Here is a 16,819-nt window from a genome sequence, read left to right on the forward strand (position 1 = left end):
CCAAGAGTACTCCTTTATTATAGAGATTTTTCTTTTTGCCGTATACGTCACCATCCCTAATCTAAAGTTGTAGAGACAGTTAAACCTAATTATAAGGTGAGAAATTTGACAATCATTTTCTTACTAAACTTGGAGTAAAGTATTTACAAGACAAGGTTTTTGTTTTAAGCTCGTTTTCCGAAAAACAGGCTTAAAACAGAATCCCTCCGCACTGGGTTGATCATCTTTGTTTAACGACTGTAAGAGGCGGCCACGTTTGCCTTAGAAACTTTTATGTTTAGCCAAAATGCAGTAGGGAAGGAATGATTTTTAATCTGTTCAATTAACCTGGGACCCAGCTGAAAATAAAAGTAGTTTTTTAAGGTGTCTGCTGGCAACTATTCAAAAAAAACTATCTTGTTTTAGGTAAGGTTTACCTTTAGTTAGGGGCAGTGTCAATATGAAACCAGTCAAAGGTGATTTAGTAAGGAAAGCATTGTAGAATGAATTCGACTTAATCATTTATGGTTGCAACTGCTAATGCGTTTTGGGCGCCGGCATAGCGAAGTCAATAAAAGCATAATTCCTGGAGCCGGACTTAGGAACTAAGAAAGGTGACAAATCTAAACCCGGGATAATCAGTAGCGCTGAAATAGGTTTAAATGGACAAAAGCTTACGAGGGTGAACGTCTACCCACATTTTGATCGGAAAGGAACCTGCGTAAAAGCGGAATAAGATGCGATTTGGTCTGCTTTCAAGAATATAAAAAAATTCCTTCAAAACAGCCAATCACCAGATTTCAGTCAACAATCAAGTATAGAATGCACTTCAAACCCAGCCCTTTCCCTCATGATGCAGGTTAGAGATTTGATGCTCGCAGAGGAAGTACTCCCCTGTTTTGACTACACCAGTTGTGCGCAGTCCACCGAACGCCTTCGTGCTATGCTGCTGGAGCCCCCGCCCACGGAAGCGGAGGCAATGGAAAGGCAGGCCATCACGAAAGGCTTCCTAAGCAATTGGTCGGTTCTGGAAAACTTCACTTACCGACGCCTTGACCTCATGGAGGTGCACGCGTTCTTTACGAGCATAGCGGCAACCGGCACCTCCTTAGAGAAGGGGATACACATAAGCGCCTTAAAGTTGAGGTTCTCTGAAAACGAGCGGAATAAGGTTCGTTCCCAGCTGGTACAGACGGTGTTGCTCCTAAAGGGAATATCTGGCCAATACCTGAACAGACTGGACAAGGAGGTCTTCCCGGAAAGCTATCGTTCAGAGCTGCAGCGCGCGCGGGCATTCCTGGGCAAACTCAATTTAGAGACCTCGGCAGGGCACATCCTGGAAGACCGCTTTACCGTTTCCAGAATGGTGGAGTTCAATCGCCTACTGCACACGCTGGACCCATCAGAAATACATGCCTTCTGGAATTTCTTCTTCTCCTTTGAAGCCTTCTGGTCCATTGCGAAAGGGACCCGGACCAATGACTTCACCTTCCCATCTTTTCATCCTGAGGCCATCCGGTTGGAGGGATTTTACCACCCCGTCCTCCGGCACCCCGTCAAAAACAACTTGACTATGGCGCTGGAAGAGAACGTGTTGGTGCTAACCGGCCCCAATATGTCCGGGAAATCAACCTTGCTCAAGGCCATAGGGCTTTGTGTATACCTGGCCCGCGCCGGATTGGCGGTACCGGCGAGTTTTTGTGCCTTGCCTTTCTTCAGCTCCATTGCTATCGCCATTAATATAAATGACAGCCTGGAAAATGGGTACAGTCACTTCCTCGCTGAGGTGCAGAACTTGAAAGCAGTAGTTGAGTCCAGCGCAGGGCAAGGGAAGTGCTTTGCCGTTTTTGACGAAATCTTCAAAGGAACCAATACAGAGGATGCCCTCCAAATCATTGAGGAGACTGTGAGCGGGTTAGCCCGCAGGAAAGGCTCCTTTTTCCTTATCTCCACACATATTCTGCAATTGAAGGAACAACTAAACAGGGAAGCAACCAAAAACGTTAAGCAGTATTATATTGAATGCAAGCTTGATGAACGCACCCCTTCCTTCTCCTACCGCCTGAAAGAGGGCTGGTCGCAGCTTAGGCTAGGGAAGATCCTGTTTGAGAAAGAGAGCTTGACGGAGCTGCTTTCCTCCAGGAACCATGAATGAGCGCATATACCCTGGCCTGTCACTGGTAGCCCCAGGACAAGCTCAAGCCTGGCCTGTTGCGCATTTTGCCTATATACATCACCTTAAACGCAGCAGCCATGACCATTCAAATCAATTCCCTGCAAGCCCTGATGGCAGCGCTCCAACATGCCGGCCCGGCCACCCTTGAACTGCAGACCTCTATCCTTTGCCCTTTCGCCATCACCCTGCCCCCTGGCTTCACCCTCTCGGGCACTGACCAGGAAAAAAGCATTTTAAGTTTCAGTAACAGTGACGGCATAGGGCTCACCGCCAACAATGAAGTTTCTTCCCTTACCATCCAAACCAACCCAAACCATAGGGCCATCTACCTGCTGAGTAACCAAGCAGACCTGGGAACCCTCACCTTGAAAAACCTTACCGTCACCGGCCAAATCCAGATCTTAACCAGGGCGGGAACCAGTAAGACCAAGCTGGTGGCCGACAACATTGATATTGTAGCCTGCGATGCCCGTCGCTACTCTGAGCAGCCCCAGAAATACGGCGTAAACGTATACCAGGGTGCGTTTACCGTCTATAATTACAACAGTGACAAGGGTAGCGTCCTGCAGGCATCCTTAACCAACATCAACCTGGGCCGCAAAGGGGCGCCTGTCATCGGTACGGGGCTCTTTGTGGGCGGCTTCAGCGATGAGGGCGGCTGGGTAATCGCTGACCAGATCACCACCGGAGACATCTATTCCAACGGTATGTTGCCCTACGGCCAGCCGGATATCATCACCGCTGGGGTCTTTATAATCAATGGAGCCAAGGTGAAAAACCTCACGCATACGGGTACCGTCACAACGTACGGCGTAAATGAAATGGTGCTGGATACCTGGGGACAGGTGGAGAAATGGACCGCCGAAAAACCCATCACCTCTTACGGGCCCAGCGGCATTGGCTTCGTGAATTTCGGGGTAGTGAAAGAGTTTGAGGCGAAGGAAAAGATTGAAACCTTTGGGTTAGGCGCGCGCGGATTTAATCAATATAACGGCACGGTTTCCAAGGCAACCTTCCATTCCTTGATTACGCACGGCGACGGCTCCATTGGCATGCAGGTGAGCAAACCCGTAGGAACCATAATTGTCAAAAACGGCATTGTCACCCATGGCGCCAAGGGCCATACTTTGGTGAAAGGCGTAATCATGGAACTGCCCGCAGACGGGGTGAGCGTTAAACCGGGAGGGGAAATCAAGCTACTCTCCATCTCCGGCGGAATCATCACGCACGGCGACGAGGTGCATTCCCTCAACGTAGAAGGCGGCGCTATCCAGCAAGTGGACCTTAAAGGCGCAGTGCAGGCCAATGGAAAAACCTCAGTAGCGGTGTCCGTCTCCGGGGATGGGCGCACGCCCCTGTCCCATGTGGTAGCCGTCTCAAAACAGGGCATTGCCGTGCTGATTGACAAAGGCGAAGTTACAGACCGGGAAGGGCTGGATGCGACTGGCGCGGCGGGGAATATTATTGAGAAGCACTAGTGATAAGGGCGTTACAATCTCCCCAAAGGCGAGAACTAAATTGACTGTAACCTTAGGCCGTGGCAAAAGCGGCCCAACCCTTTCTTCTATTTCCCTTAAGCCTTTTTATGGCATGCAAATCAACCCTCCGTTTTGGGCCGATTTTCAGAAAAACAGGCTTAAAACATCTTCCTCCCAATTTCCCGCGTATGCCTCGGAAATAATTCACGAACTTTAGCCGTTCGCACAGTAAACTAGACACGCATGCCTAAGATTCTAATCATAGACGATGAACGTAGCATCCGCTACACCCTTAAGGAAATCCTGGAATATGAGAGCTATACCGTAGACGAGGCCGAAGACGGGGAACGCGGCCTGGAGCTGCTGCAGAAAAGCAAGTATGACGTGGTGCTTTGTGATATCAAGATGCCCAAAATGGACGGCATGGAAGTATTAGAGCGCGCCACCATCCTGGCCCCGGACACGCCCTTTATCATGATCTCGGCGCACGGCACCATAGACACCGCCGTGGAGGCCACCAAGAAAGGCGCCTATGATTTCCTGGTGAAGCCCCCAGATCTCAACCGCCTGCTGGTATCAGTGAGAAACGCCCTGGACAAGGCCTCTCTGGTTACCGAGACCAAAACCCTTAAGAAGAAAATCTCCAAGACCTATGAGATGGTGGGCTCCTCCCCCGCACTGGGCAAGGTAAAATCTGCCATTGCCAAAGTAGCCCCAACAGAAGCCCGCGTCCTGATCACGGGACCAAATGGCGCCGGGAAAGAACTGGTGGCCCGGTCCCTGCATGAGCACAGCAGCCGGGCCCAAGGCCCGCTGGTAGAGGTCAACTGCGCCGCCATCCCCAGTGAGCTGATTGAAAGTGAGTTGTTCGGGCATGAGAAAGGCTCGTTCACCTCGGCGGTGAAGCAGCGCATAGGCAAGTTTGAGCAGGCCAACGGCGGCACCCTTTTCCTGGATGAGATAGGCGATATGAGCCTTTCGGCGCAGGCCAAGGTGCTGCGCGCCCTACAGGAACACAAAATCACCCGCGTGGGTGGCGACAAAGACATTACTGTAGACGTGCGCGTGGTGGCGGCCACCAACAAGAACCTGTTGGAGGAGATTGAAGCCAAGAACTTCCGGGAGGATTTGTACCACCGCCTGAGCGTGATCCTGATCCACGTGCCGCCCCTGAATGAGCGCCGTGAAGACATACCGGACCTGGTGGAGAAGTTCCTGGAAGACGTGGCCCGCGATTATGGCAACAAACCCAAGAAAATCACCCCCGAGGCCCTCACCTACCTGCAGGGGCTGGACTGGCGCGGGAACGTGCGCGAACTCCGCAACGTGGTGGAGCGCCTGGTGATCATGAGTGAGGAAACCATCACAGAGGAAGACGCCCGACTGTACGCCAAGTAAGGGACATATTAATTAAGGAAAGTAACGGCAGGGCCCTCAGTAGGGCCCTGTTACAGTTTTGGGCCTATTTTTGGAAAAACAGACCCAAAACGTTAGCCTACCAGCAGGTTACACCCCCTAATATCGGCGTTGTCAAAACGGCCCAAGATCTCAAAGGTGCCGTCTTCATACAGCCTGCCCAGGTCCTTGGTCTCCAGGAAGGCGCAGGAGTCTACATTGGCCAAGTCTATCACATTTACCCCACCTGAGCCGGCCTGATCAGTGACGTTAAAAGGATCATTGACTTCCCGCACCAGCACCCGCAAGGTGGCCGAAGGATGGAAGATTCCCTTCCCAGGGGAATAGGCCTGGGACAAAAGCTCCGTCATGCCGTACTCAGAGTGGATGGCCTCCACCCCGAAGGCCCGGGTTAAAAGCCCATGCAATTCTTCGCGCACCATCTCGCGGCGGCGGCCCTTCATGCCTCCTGTCTCAAAGATGGTCACTCCTTCAAATTCCGGGGCAGATAGTTCCTCGGCTAAATCCAATAGCGCATAAGTTACGCCGAAGAGAAAAACTTTTCTTCCTTCACTTTTAGCTTGACGCATGGCGTCAACCAACTCAGCATGGTTTCTCAAATAGAACCCCGGAACGGTCTGGCCGGTAGCTTTGATGAGGTGGTCCACCATCATCACCAAAGAGGAATCTCCCTGTTCCAGGTAAGAGGGCAACAGAGCCAGCACCACACTTCCTTTTAGCGGCCCGTAGGCCTTCTCAAATAATTGCTGCGCGTGCATCCGGTAAAATTGGGCATCTACTACCAAATGCTGGCTGCGTTGCTGCAAGGTGGTACCGCTACTTTTAAAGATTACCTTGGGCGTAAAATCATGGGAAACCACCGTATGGGTCTTGAAAAACTCAATGGGCAGGAAAGGAATGTCCGTGATTTTGTCAATACCTGAAGCTGCTTTTCCTAAGTGAGAAAGGTAAGCCTTATACACTGGGTTGTGCTGTGCCTGGAACTGGAACAAGGCCAAGGCAGCTGCCTCAAAGTCTTGTGGAGGCAGGCTTGACAGCTTTTTTTTAAAGTCATTGGTGAAACCCATGTGGCAACGGCTAAATAATATAACAAAGTAAACAGGTACGCGTTAGAATTTGTACCTTAGGTGCAGTTAATTACACCATGAAAAGAAACAGACTTATTTTAGGATTAGCCTTTCTGGCTGGATCAATGGGCCTAACGGCCTGTTACAACAAGCCTGATTTTGAATCTACCCCCAACCTTATTTTCCGGGGACTAGAGCAGCACACGCTGCGCACCTCTACCAATATTACCTATGACTCACTTATTCTGGTAGTACGGTTCCAGGATGGTGACGGGGACTTGGGCTTGTCTGAAACAGAGTTCCCGGATGATATAAAAGGCCAATTTGCCCCTGGCCAAGCCTATTTCCACAACATTTTTGTGAACGTTTACAAAAAGGTAAATGGAAAGTTTCTGCAGCTTCAGGTGAACGGGGTGCCGTATGCCTTACCTGGCCGTTTTCCCAGGGTATCTATTGATGGCCGTGATGAACCATTGGAAGGCGATATACGGTACAGCCTGGACCGGATCTATGAAAACCGGAATAGCCTAATACAACGGGGGGACACCTTGCGCTTTGAAACCAGGATTGTAGACCGGGCCTTACATGCAAGCCCAACCGTTACCTCCTCAGAAGTGATCGTGTTTGCCAAGCAGTAAAAATCTAAATCATATAAAAGGAAGCGGCCCGTTCAGTTGAACGGGCCGCTTCCTTTTATAGCTGAGGTACCTTAGAAAAGAGAAGGAAAAGCCTCAGGGTTTGATTCCCGCATCATGCCGTAGACGGTTTCAAACACGTCATCTGCATTTGGTTTGGAGAAATAATCGCCGTCTGTAGAGTACGATGGGCGGTGATCATGCGCTGACAGGGTAGCCGGCTTAGCATCCAGGAACCTCCAGGCCTCCTGCTCGTCAATCACACGCTGCATCATGAAGGCAGTAGCACCTCCAGAAACGTCTTCATCGGTGAAGAGCACGCGGTTGGTTTTACGCAGAGAATCGGCAATGGAATGGTTTAAGTCAAATGGCAGAAGTGTCTGCACATCAATCACTTCAGCAGAGATACCTGCTGTTTGCAACTGCTCTGCAGCCTCCATCACCACCCGGCACATAGAGCCGTAAGTGACAATGGTGATATCTGTTCCAGCTCTCAATATCTCCGGTTGCCCTAGAGGAACAGTGAATTCTCCAATGTTGGCCGGCATACGCTCTTTCAGGCGGTAGCCGTTCAGACATTCCACCACCAAGGCTGGCTCATCAGATTTCAGCAACAAGTTATAAAAGCCTGCCGCCTGGGTCATGTTACGGGGAACCAGCACGTGCATCCCTCTCAGGCTGTTTAGGATCATACCCATGGGGGAACCTGAATGCCATACGCCTTCCAGGCGGTGACCACGTGTACGCACAATCAATGGAGCTTTCTGGCCCCCTTTGGTGCGGTACTGCAGACTAGCAAGGTCATCACTCAGGATCTGGATGGCGTACAGCAGGTAGTCCAGGTACTGGATTTCAGCAATTGGTCGTAGGCCGCGCAAAGCGGCGCCAATGCCTTGGCCTATGATGGTACACTCTCTAATGCCAGTGTCGGTTACGCGTAACTCGCCGTATTTATCCTGCAAGCCGGCAAAGGCCTGGTTTACGTCGCCAATCTTACCAACGTCTTCGCCAATGGCGAAAAGGCGCGGTTCCCGGGCTAAGGCAGCATCAAAGCAGGCCTGCAGTACCTCACGGCCGTCTACTGAAGGGCTGTCTTCCTGATATTGGGCTGGTACTTCTTCTGCTACCAACGCCGATTCATCAGATTGGCTGTAAAGGAAGGAGTTATAACGTTCTGCGTTCTCGCCTTGTACGGTTTCCAGCCATTTAGAAAGATCGCGTTTAGCCGCACTTTTTTCATTACGGGCAATTCTGAGCGCTTTTCTAGCAGCCTTTAACGCATCTGACCTGAGTGGATTAATGGTTTTAGAAAGCTCCTCTCTGATGCTGGCAATGGCCGAGGCATTTTGGTCCATGCTCTCTGAAAGCTTTTCCAATAACACCAGGCATTGGTTATGGTCTTCCTCCATGCCTTGGGTAAAGGATTTCCAGGCGGCAGAGCGGGCTTCTTTCACCACCTCTTTGGCTTCGGCCTCTATCTGATTCAGGTCTGCGTGCGTGGCGTATTCGTTTTCAATCAACCAGCTGCGCATCTGCTTGATGCAGTCATATTCCTCTTCCCAGGCCAGGCGCTCCTTGGATTTATACCGCTCATGTGACCCTGAGGTAGAATGCCCTTGCGGCTGGGTCATTTCCTCAACGTGCACCAGCACCGGTACATGCTGCTCCCGGCACACCTGCGTGGCTATATTATATACCTCGCAAAGGGCGGCATAATCCCAGCCTTTCACCTTAAAGATCTCATAGCCTTGCTCGCCGGGGGCATTGCGCTGGAACCCGGCAAGGATTTCAGAGATGCTGCTTTTGGTGGTCTGGTATTTGGCTGGCACAGAAATACCGTATCCATCATCCCAAACGGAAACCAACATAGGCACCTGTAACACGCCGGCGGCATTGATGGCCTCAAAAAATACCCCTTCAGAAGTAGAGGCATTGCCAATAGTACCAAAGGCTATTTCATTTCCCTGGATAGAGAAATCAGTGAAGGCATGTAAATCCGGGTTCTCTCTGTAGAGTTTTGACGCGTAGGCCAATCCTACCAGGCGGGGCATTTGGGCGCCCGTAGGCGATATATCTGCGGTGGAGTTTTTGCTGGTGGTTTGGGGCTTCCATTTTCCTTCCTCATCCAAAAGGCGGGTGCCGAAGTGGCCCGTCATGCTGCGGCCGGCCGTTGAGGGTTCCTGTTCTACGTCTGTGTGGGCATATAGCTGCGCGAAGAACTGCTGCACGGTTAATTGGCCAATGGCCAGCATAAAGGTTTGGTCACGGTAATAGCCAGAACGGAAGTCGCCGGGTTTAAAAAAACGGGCCATGGCCAACTGGGCCACCTCTTTACCGTCTCCAAAAATACCGAACTTGGCCTTTCCCATGAATACCTCTTTCCGCCCTACCAAGCTGGCCTGCCGACTCTCACAGGCAATGCGATAGTCCTGCAACATCTCTTCTCTGGAAAGGGAAAGCTGATTAATCCGTTCAACGGTTTGCATGCGTTATGATATAAGTTCTGAAATGGCTTTTTAAAACCAAAACTAATCAAGTTTTAGCCCATTTTCAAATCTGCTTCTTTCGTATAGCAAGAATGGGTACTAATTCTATAGGCAGGAGAACTAATTTTACTTAATTTTGTTTTTACCCTTAATAGGGCTTTAAACGGGACTAAAACAGTATACTTACCTTAAAAATTATGAAAAAGATTTATCTATTTCTGGTGCTGGCGCTGGTGGTGCTAAGCCAAGGAGCTGCCTCAGCACAAGGCGTGCTGACCTTTGAAAAAGACACCCATGATTTCGGGAATATCCCGGAAGGCCCAGTGGCCGTGTATGAGTTTAAAGTAAAGAACACGGGAAACCAGCCAGTTATCATTTCACACGTGCAGGCCTCTTGCGGCTGTACTACTCCTGAGTGGACCAAGGAAGCCATTCTTCCTGGTAAAACTGGTTTTGTGAAGGCCGGCTACAACAGTACTGGTCGTCCGGGGGTGTTTACCAAATCTTTGGCCGTTACCTCTAATGGTACACCAGATTCCCAAACCCTATTTATTAAAGGAACCGTGGTAGACAAGGCTGCCGCTCCGGCCGCTTCCGCCCAGGAAATTGCCAGTTCCCCTAAAATTCAATTGACCAGCTCTTCCTATGATTTCGGTAAATTGGAAAAAGGACAGAAAGCCACGGCCAAGTTTACCCTTAAGAACACGGGCAAAAGTGACTTGAAGATCACCGGAATCCAGACTGCCTGTAACTGCGTAGCTTATAAGGCCAGCCCGGCTGTGGTAAAAGCAGGAAAATCAGCTAAGTTGGAACTTATTTATAGCCCTCAGGTGTTGCAGAATAGAATAGAGCAAGTAACTATTCTCTCTAATGACATAACCGGCTCATCTGCCACCCTTACTTTAAAGGCGAATGTGGTGGAAAGTTTAGCCAAACAAAATACCGTAAAGCTTCAAAAGGCCTCAGTGCCCTTTAAATAGATTTTTCATAGTTTTATTTTGTACTAATGGCAGTAACGCAGTTACTGCCTTTTTTTATGCCCATCCTGTTTTGGACCTGTTTTTCAAAAAACGGGCTCAAAACAGACACTTCCCAAACAAACGTTAATTTAATCAGCCATTTCTTTGCTAAAATACTAGCAGGTTGGTGTATATTTGGGCACTTTTTCACCATCTTATAAAAAGTACTGCCATGATTATTGGTCTTCCTAAGGAGATAAAAAACAATGAGAACCGCGTGGCCCTCACCCCAGGAGGCGTTGCGGAATTTGTAAAGAACGGCCACACCGTGTATGTACAGGCCACTGCCGGTGAGGGCAGCGGCTTTCCGGATGCGGAATACGCCAACGCCGGGGCTACTATCCTTCCTACTATTGAGGAAGTGTACGCCATTGCAGAAATGATTGTAAAAGTGAAAGAGCCCATTGAGCAGGAGTATGCGCTCATAAAAGAAGGCCAGCTCTTGTTCACTTATTTCCATTTTGCCTCTTATGAGCCGCTTACGCATGCCATGATTGAGCGCAAAGCCATTTGCCTTGCCTATGAGACCGTTGAATTAAAAGACCGTTCACTGCCTTTGCTTATTCCAATGAGCGAAGTGGCTGGCCGCATGGCTCCCCAGGAAGGTGCTAAATATTTAGAGAAGCCTTTGAAAGGCCGCGGTATATTACTAGGCGGCGTACCAGGTGTGAAACCTGCCAACGTATTGGTGCTTGGAGGCGGTATCGTAGGCACACAGGCTGCTAAAATCTCTGCCGGCTTTGGTGCCAATGTGACCATCATGGATATCAGCCTGAAGCGTCTGCGCGAACTGGATGATATTATGCCAGCCAACGTAAACACCCAGGTTTCCAATCATTACAATATCAAAGAAGCCATCAAAACCTCTGATCTGATCATTGGAGCCGTATTGATACCGGGTGCCAAAGCCCCTAACCTGATTACCCGCGAGATGTTGAAAGACATGCGCCCTGGTACGGTGTTAGTGGATGTGGCAGTTGACCAGGGCGGTTGCATTGAAACCTGCAAACCTACCACCCATGAGAACCCTACCTTCATCATTGATGACGTAGTTCACTACTGCGTGGCCAACATGCCAGGTGCCGTTCCTTACACCTCTACCCTGGCCCTTACCAATGCGACCCTTCCGTATGCCTTGCTTTTGGCCAACAAAGGCTGGAAACAAGCTTGCCAGGAGCGTGATGAATTAAGACTTGGATTGAACGTGGTAGACGGTAAAGTAGTGTACCCAGGCGTGGCCGAGGCCTTCAACCTACCTTTGACCAATGTAGCCGAAGTTCTGGCTTAATCTTAGTTACTTATATAATTAGCAAAGGCGTTTCCTGGTCTCAGGAAGCGCCTTTTTTTTATTGATAGATCAAAATCTAGATGTCTTTTATAAGGAAGGATGGCCCGTAACCTAAACTTCCGTTTTAGAGCCGATTTCCAAAAAAGAGGGCAAAACTGAAAGTGGGGTAACTTGAGTGGTGCCCGGTGCCACGTGCCAGCAGAAATGGTCGCGCCCGTTACTTACCATCAGATAGGGCGCGGCAATGGACTGGTTGTATACGGCCACCTGCTGCACGGTAGCCTGAGAGATGGGTACATGGGCCGCTTTGCATTCCACTAAAAGCAAGGGAACGCCTTCAGAGGAATACACCCGTAAATCGGTGCGCTTCTGCAGTTTGTTGTATTTGGTGCCCCGCTCCACGCTCATAAGCGATAAGGGATAATGCAAATGGGCGTGCAACAAATGGATGATGTGTTGCCGTACCCATTCCTCTGGGGTTAAGAGCACATATTTGCGGCGTACCTGGTCCAGGATATACGTATTCCCTCCAGAATCCTTAAGTTTGTAAGAATAAGAAGGCAAAGAAAGCGGCTCCATAGGCCAAAGGTACAAAGTTGCCCGCACAGCATCTGTTTATGCGCCGTTTTTCTTACATTAGAATGAATCCAAGACTATGAAAACAAAAAAAGAGATTGTAGAGAACTGGCTTCCCCGGTACACGGGCAGGCCTCTGAATGAGTTTGGCGAATATATCCTGCTCACTAACTTCATCAATTACGTGGTTATGTTCGCTGACCAGTTTGGGGTGGAAATAAAAGGTACCGATAAGCCTATGCAAACCGCTACCGCTGAGAACATTACCATCATTAACTTCGGGATGGGAAGCGCCATGGCAGCCACCGTAATGGACCTGTTGTCTGCGGTGAAACCAAAGGCGGCCCTTTTCCTGGGCAAGTGTGGCGGCTTGAAGAAATCCAAGCTGGGTGATTTGATTTTACCCATTGCGGCCATCAGGGGTGAAGGAACCTCAGATGATTACCTGCCACCTGAAATCCCAGCCCTTCCCTCCTTCCGTTTGCAGCGTGCGGTTTCGTCCATGATCAAAAAACATGAGATGGACTACTGGACGGGCACTGTTTACACCACCAACCGCCGGGTGTGGGAGCATGACGAAGATTTCAAGGAATACCTGCTTTCCATCAGGGCCCTGGGCGTGGACATGGAAACTGCCACCATCTTTGTGGTAGGTTTCATGAATGATATTCCGCACGGTGCCTTGCTGCTGGTCTCAGATAACCCAATGACCCCAGACGGTGTAAAAACCGCCGAAAGTGACTTGCGCATCACCGCAGATTACGTGACCAAGCACTTGCAGATTGGAATAGACTCTCTGCTGGAACTCCGTGACTCAGGGGAATCTGTGAAACACTTGCGCTATGATTAAAAGTATCGCTCCCCTGGGCGTATCTGCCCTGCTGTGCCTTTCTTTGTTTAGTGCCTGCCAGCAAGGTGAGAAGGCCGATCTTTTGGTGTACAATGCCACGGTCTATACCGTAAACGAAGGATTTGAAAAAGCCCAGGCCTTTGCCGTAAAAGAAGGAAAGATCCTGGAGGTGGGCTCTTCTGAGGACCTCCGGAAAAAATACCAGGCCACTGAAGAGGTAAACGCCCAAGGAAAACCAGTGTACCCCGGCCTGATTGACGCGCATGCGCATTTCTATGGCTATGCCATGGGCCTGCGCGAGGCAGATTTAACCGGGACCACCTCGTTTACCGAGGTAGTACAGCGGTTACAGGCCCATCAAAAAAACAATCCGCAGGTGGCTTGGCTAACCGGCCGGGGCTGGGACCAGAACGATTGGAAGGTAAAGCAATTCCCTAACAAGGATACCCTGGACAAGTTGTTCCCTGATTTACCGGTCATTCTGGAGCGCGTAGACGGTCATGCCTCCCTAGCCAACCAGAAAGCCCTGGATTTAGGGGGAGTTACCCCTCAAACCAAGGTGCAGGGCGGTAAAGTAGAGGTGAAAAAAGGAAAACTGACTGGCCTTCTGGTAGACAATGCAGCCAACCAGGTATACCAGAAAATGCCGGCTCCCACGGCGGCTGAGCTTACCCATGCTTTGAAAAAGGCGGAACAGAACATCTTTGCGGTGGGTCTTACCACAGTGGTAGACGCCGGGCTTTCCAAGAGCGCGGTCAACCTGATTGATTCCCTTCAGAAAAAGGGGGAACTGAACCTACGGGTATATGCCATGCTCACGCCCAGCCAGAAAAACAAGGACCACTATTTTAAGAGCGGCCCTTATACCACAGATAAACTCAACGTGCGCTCCTTTAAGGTATACGGAGACGGGGCTTTGGGCTCAAGAGGTGCTTGCCTTCTACACCCTTATACAGACCGACCCAATGAAACGGGTTTCCTTATCCAGTCTGTTCAGGAATACAAGGACCTAGCGGCCGAGCTTTACCAGCATAACTTCCAGATGAACACCCATGCTATTGGTGACTCAGCTAACCGAGTTATTTTAAAAATCTACGGTGATAACCTCAAAGGGAAAAATGACCGCCGGTGGCGCGTAGAGCATGCGCAGGTGGTAAACCCCGCTGATGTTCACCTGTTTGGGCAATACAGCATCCTGCCTTCGGTACAACCCACCCATGCCACCTCAGATATGTACTGGGCCGCAGACCGTTTAGGCTTGGATCGGGTCAAGCATGCGTATGCCTTCAAGGCGCTCATGCAGCAAAACAACATGATTCCGCTGGGGTCTGATTTCCCGGTAGAACATATCAACCCGTTGTATGGTTTCCACTCGGCGGTGGCAAGGCAAGACGCTAAGAACTACCCTACTGGAGGTTTTCAGATGGAGAATGCCTTGAGCCGTGAAGAGGCCTTGAAAGGCACCACCATTTGGGCCGCCTACGCAAACTTTGAGGAGAAACACAAAGGCAGCATTGAACCAGGAAAAATGGCTGACTTTGTTATTCTGGACCAGGATATCATGACCATTAAGCCAGAGGTGATCAGGAACGTGAAGGTACTTTCTACCTACTTGGGAGGAAAGAAAATGTATGGTGCTAATTAGCGTTTCGAGCCTGTTTTTAGAAAAACGGCCCTAAAACAGAAAGACTCCCGGTGTAACGCCGGGAGTCTTTCTGTTTTAAGTATCCTACGTTTAGGCCGCTTGCGCCACAGTGGGAGATAAAGAACGCGTCCGGATAGAAAAGAGGAGCACGAGGCCTATTACAAAAAACACCAGGAGCGTTAAGATGCTGTTGCGCATGGAGCCAAAAATCTGCTCGGTAATCCCGAAGGAGAGTGTACCCAGCGCTAAGCCCACTTTGTCACAGATATCATAGAAACTGAAGAAAGAGGCATGGTCTGTGGTTTCAGGCAACAACTTACTGTAGGTAGACCGTGATAAGGCCTGCACCCCTCCCATTACGGCGCCCACTACCACGGCCAGCATATAATATTGGTTTCCAGTCGTCACGAAGTAAGCCCCAATGGTAATGCCTACCCAGATCAAAACGGCCCAGACCAGCGCCATGGTGTTACCAACTTTTCCAGAGAACCAGGCAAAGAAATACGCCCCGGCAATGGCCACCGCCTGGATAATCAACAGCACCGTTATAAGGGCATTGTCTGGCAGCATCAGTTCCTTTGACCCAAACAGCGAGGCCACGTACATCACGGTCTGCACTCCCATGTTATAGAAGAAAAAAGCCATCAAGAACCGCTTGAGCAAGGGCAATTCCTTGAGCATACTAAAAACCTTTCCCAGCTCCTTAAACCCATTTAAGAGATAACTGCCTTCCGGTTTTTTGTGGTAAGGATTACTGGGCAGGTAGGCAAAGGAATATTGAGAAAACCCAAACCACCAGAGCCCGGTCATCAGAAAAGAGATTCTGGCAGGCAAAGAAGAGTCCTCAATTCCAAACCAATCGGCTTTCAACACCAGTACCAGGGAAATGATCAGGAGAATCATGCTGCCTATGTAGCCCAGGGAAAAACCACGGGCGCTCAGCTTGTCAAAATTCTCTTCAGAGGCAATCTCAGGCAAATAGGCGTTGTAAAACACAATGCTCCCGCTGTACCCAATGGCCGCTATCATAAACAACAGCACAGATAAAGAGAAAGTCTGCTCTGTAAAGAAGAACAGACCCATGCAGGCCAGGGAACCCATATAGCAGAAGAATCGCATAAAGGCCTTCTTATTGCCGCCGTAATCGGCGATGGCCGTTAAGATGGGACTAAGGAAGGCGATAGTGAGAAAGGCGCCTGTCAACGCATAACTGTACAAAACCGAGGCCGAGATGTCAAACCCGAAGAAACTTACCATATCCGTATCCCCCTTCCGGGTGAGGGCTACGTAATAGATAGGAAAAATAGCGGTGGTGATGACCAGGGAATAAACCGAATTGGCCCAGTCATAGAAACACCAGGCACGCATGACCTTAGGGTCATTTTTAGAAGCAGTTGAAGTCATAGAAGGGATTCTTGTACAGAAGGAGGCATTTTAGCGTCTAGTTAAGCAAAAAAACGCACAAGCACCTGTTTGGTTTTGATTTTAAGTAGGAATCTTAGGATGCCATTGCGGTTCTTTTATCTTTGCATATCTCTTAAATAGATTATTATGGGTACCTTTTTACCTACCCAGGATCAGGAACTGCAGCTTCTGCTTAAAACAAACCAGGCGCAGTTCATGGAAACCCTTTTCAGGCAGTACTATACACTGCTTTGCCGCACCGCCGTGCGGTTCACCAAAGACCCAGACGCGGCCGAGGACCTGGTGCAGGAAGTATTCTGTAAGATTTGGCAAAACCGGGAAACCCTAGAAATCAACTCCTCCTTTAAAGCCTACCTGGTGCGGTCGGTGACCAACCAGGCGCTTAATTTCCTGGATAAACAGAAAAGATTGGTACTATCTGAAGACACCTCGGCCTTTGAGGTCACCTTCTCTGCCAACACCACCATGCATATTATGGAAGGGAAAGAGATGGAAACCCGTATTCAGGCCGCTTTAGGGTCCTTACCCCCTCAGTGCCGCATTATCTTTGAAATGAGCCGATTTGAAGAACTAACCTACAAAGAAATAGCAGATTCCCTGGCCCTTTCCCCAAAAACGGTAGAAAACCAAATGGGCAAAGCCCTCAGGATTTTGCGGGAGCACCTCCTTTCCTTGCTCTTATGCAGCTCTCTTTCAATAGGTTTAGCTGCGGCTATTAAAACATATACCTTAATTTAACTATTTCTTTAGGTAGACATAGGGGTTACTCCTGCATTAAC

Annotated in this window: 13 protein-coding genes; 9 read left to right on the top strand and 4 right to left on the bottom strand. The window is 49.7% G+C overall.

Going from position 1 to position 16,819, the window contains the following annotated elements; translation table 11 throughout:
- The first annotated feature begins 829 nt into the window (after positions 1–829).
- The 3 genes from ACYVJQ_RS10410 (at position 830) to ACYVJQ_RS10420 (ending at position 5,031) form a co-directional block, all read left to right on the top strand.
- Positions 830–2,134, top strand: a complete 1,305-nt coding sequence (locus tag ACYVJQ_RS10410) for a MutS-related protein (protein WP_460893012.1) — start codon at positions 830–832, stop codon at positions 2,132–2,134.
- Between the two features lie 98 nt (positions 2,135–2,232).
- Complete coding sequence (locus ACYVJQ_RS10415; RefSeq protein ID WP_460893013.1) at positions 2,233–3,633, top strand: hypothetical protein; 1,401 nt, start codon at positions 2,233–2,235, stop codon at positions 3,631–3,633.
- Between the two features lie 243 nt (positions 3,634–3,876).
- Positions 3,877–5,031, top strand: a complete 1,155-nt coding sequence (locus ACYVJQ_RS10420) for a sigma-54-dependent transcriptional regulator (RefSeq protein ID WP_460893014.1) — start codon at positions 3,877–3,879, stop codon at positions 5,029–5,031.
- Between the two features lie 92 nt (positions 5,032–5,123).
- On the opposite strand, the gene ACYVJQ_RS10425 is transcribed toward ACYVJQ_RS10420, so the two are convergent.
- Positions 5,124–6,116 (bottom strand): acyl transferase, encoded by a 993-nt coding sequence (locus ACYVJQ_RS10425; protein WP_460893015.1) that lies wholly within the window; start codon positions 6,114–6,116, stop codon positions 5,124–5,126.
- Between the two features lie 77 nt (positions 6,117–6,193).
- On the opposite strand from ACYVJQ_RS10425, the gene ACYVJQ_RS10430 reads away from it, so the two are divergent.
- Positions 6,194–6,754, top strand: a complete 561-nt coding sequence (locus ACYVJQ_RS10430; RefSeq protein WP_460893016.1) for a hypothetical protein — start codon at positions 6,194–6,196, stop codon at positions 6,752–6,754.
- A gap of 71 nt (positions 6,755–6,825) precedes the next feature.
- On the opposite strand, the gene ACYVJQ_RS10435 is transcribed toward ACYVJQ_RS10430, so the two are convergent.
- A complete protein-coding gene (locus ACYVJQ_RS10435; RefSeq protein ID WP_460893017.1) occupies positions 6,826–9,237 on the bottom strand; it encodes an alpha-ketoacid dehydrogenase subunit alpha/beta in 2,412 nt (803 codons plus the stop codon).
- Between the two features lie 197 nt (positions 9,238–9,434).
- On the opposite strand from ACYVJQ_RS10435, the gene ACYVJQ_RS10440 reads away from it, so the two are divergent.
- Positions 9,435–10,217 (top strand): DUF1573 domain-containing protein, encoded by a 783-nt coding sequence (locus tag ACYVJQ_RS10440; protein WP_460893018.1) that lies wholly within the window; start codon positions 9,435–9,437, stop codon positions 10,215–10,217.
- 211 nt (positions 10,218–10,428) lie between these two features.
- Entirely contained in the window at positions 10,429–11,544 is a 1,116-nt protein-coding gene (ald, locus tag ACYVJQ_RS10445) for an alanine dehydrogenase (protein ID WP_460893019.1), read from the top strand.
- A 111-nt stretch (positions 11,545–11,655) separates the two neighbouring features.
- On the opposite strand, the gene ACYVJQ_RS10450 is transcribed toward ald, so the two are convergent.
- Positions 11,656–12,123: a type I restriction enzyme HsdR N-terminal domain-containing protein gene (locus tag ACYVJQ_RS10450; protein ID WP_460893020.1), complete on the bottom strand. Its 468-nt coding sequence runs from the start codon at positions 12,121–12,123 to the stop codon at positions 11,656–11,658.
- A 76-nt stretch (positions 12,124–12,199) separates the two neighbouring features.
- On the opposite strand from ACYVJQ_RS10450, the gene ACYVJQ_RS10455 reads away from it, so the two are divergent.
- Both ACYVJQ_RS10455 and ACYVJQ_RS10460 read left to right on the top strand, forming a co-directional pair.
- Positions 12,200–12,970 carry an AMP nucleosidase gene (locus tag ACYVJQ_RS10455; RefSeq protein ID WP_460893021.1) on the top strand — a complete coding sequence of 257 codons (771 nt, stop codon included), beginning with the start codon at positions 12,200–12,202 and terminating at the stop codon, positions 12,968–12,970.
- On the top strand, positions 12,963–14,615 hold the full coding sequence (locus tag ACYVJQ_RS10460) for an amidohydrolase (protein ID WP_460893022.1): 1,653 nt from the start codon (positions 12,963–12,965) through the stop codon (positions 14,613–14,615). The genes ACYVJQ_RS10455 and ACYVJQ_RS10460 overlap by 8 nt, the downstream gene beginning before the upstream one ends.
- A 90-nt stretch (positions 14,616–14,705) precedes the next feature.
- Here the strand turns inward: ACYVJQ_RS10460 and ACYVJQ_RS10465 are convergent, their stop codons facing one another.
- Positions 14,706–16,019, bottom strand: coding sequence for an MFS transporter (locus ACYVJQ_RS10465; protein ID WP_460893023.1), 1,314 nt, complete (start codon positions 16,017–16,019; stop codon positions 14,706–14,708).
- 147 nt (positions 16,020–16,166) lie between these two features.
- Here ACYVJQ_RS10465 and ACYVJQ_RS10470 point away from each other — a divergent pair, with 147 nt between their 5' ends.
- Positions 16,167–16,778 carry an RNA polymerase sigma-70 factor gene (locus tag ACYVJQ_RS10470; RefSeq protein WP_460893024.1) on the top strand — a complete coding sequence of 204 codons (612 nt, stop codon included), beginning with the start codon at positions 16,167–16,169 and terminating at the stop codon, positions 16,776–16,778.
- Positions 16,779–16,819: the final 41 nt, after the last annotated feature.

The organism is Rufibacter soli (assembly GCF_054781795.1).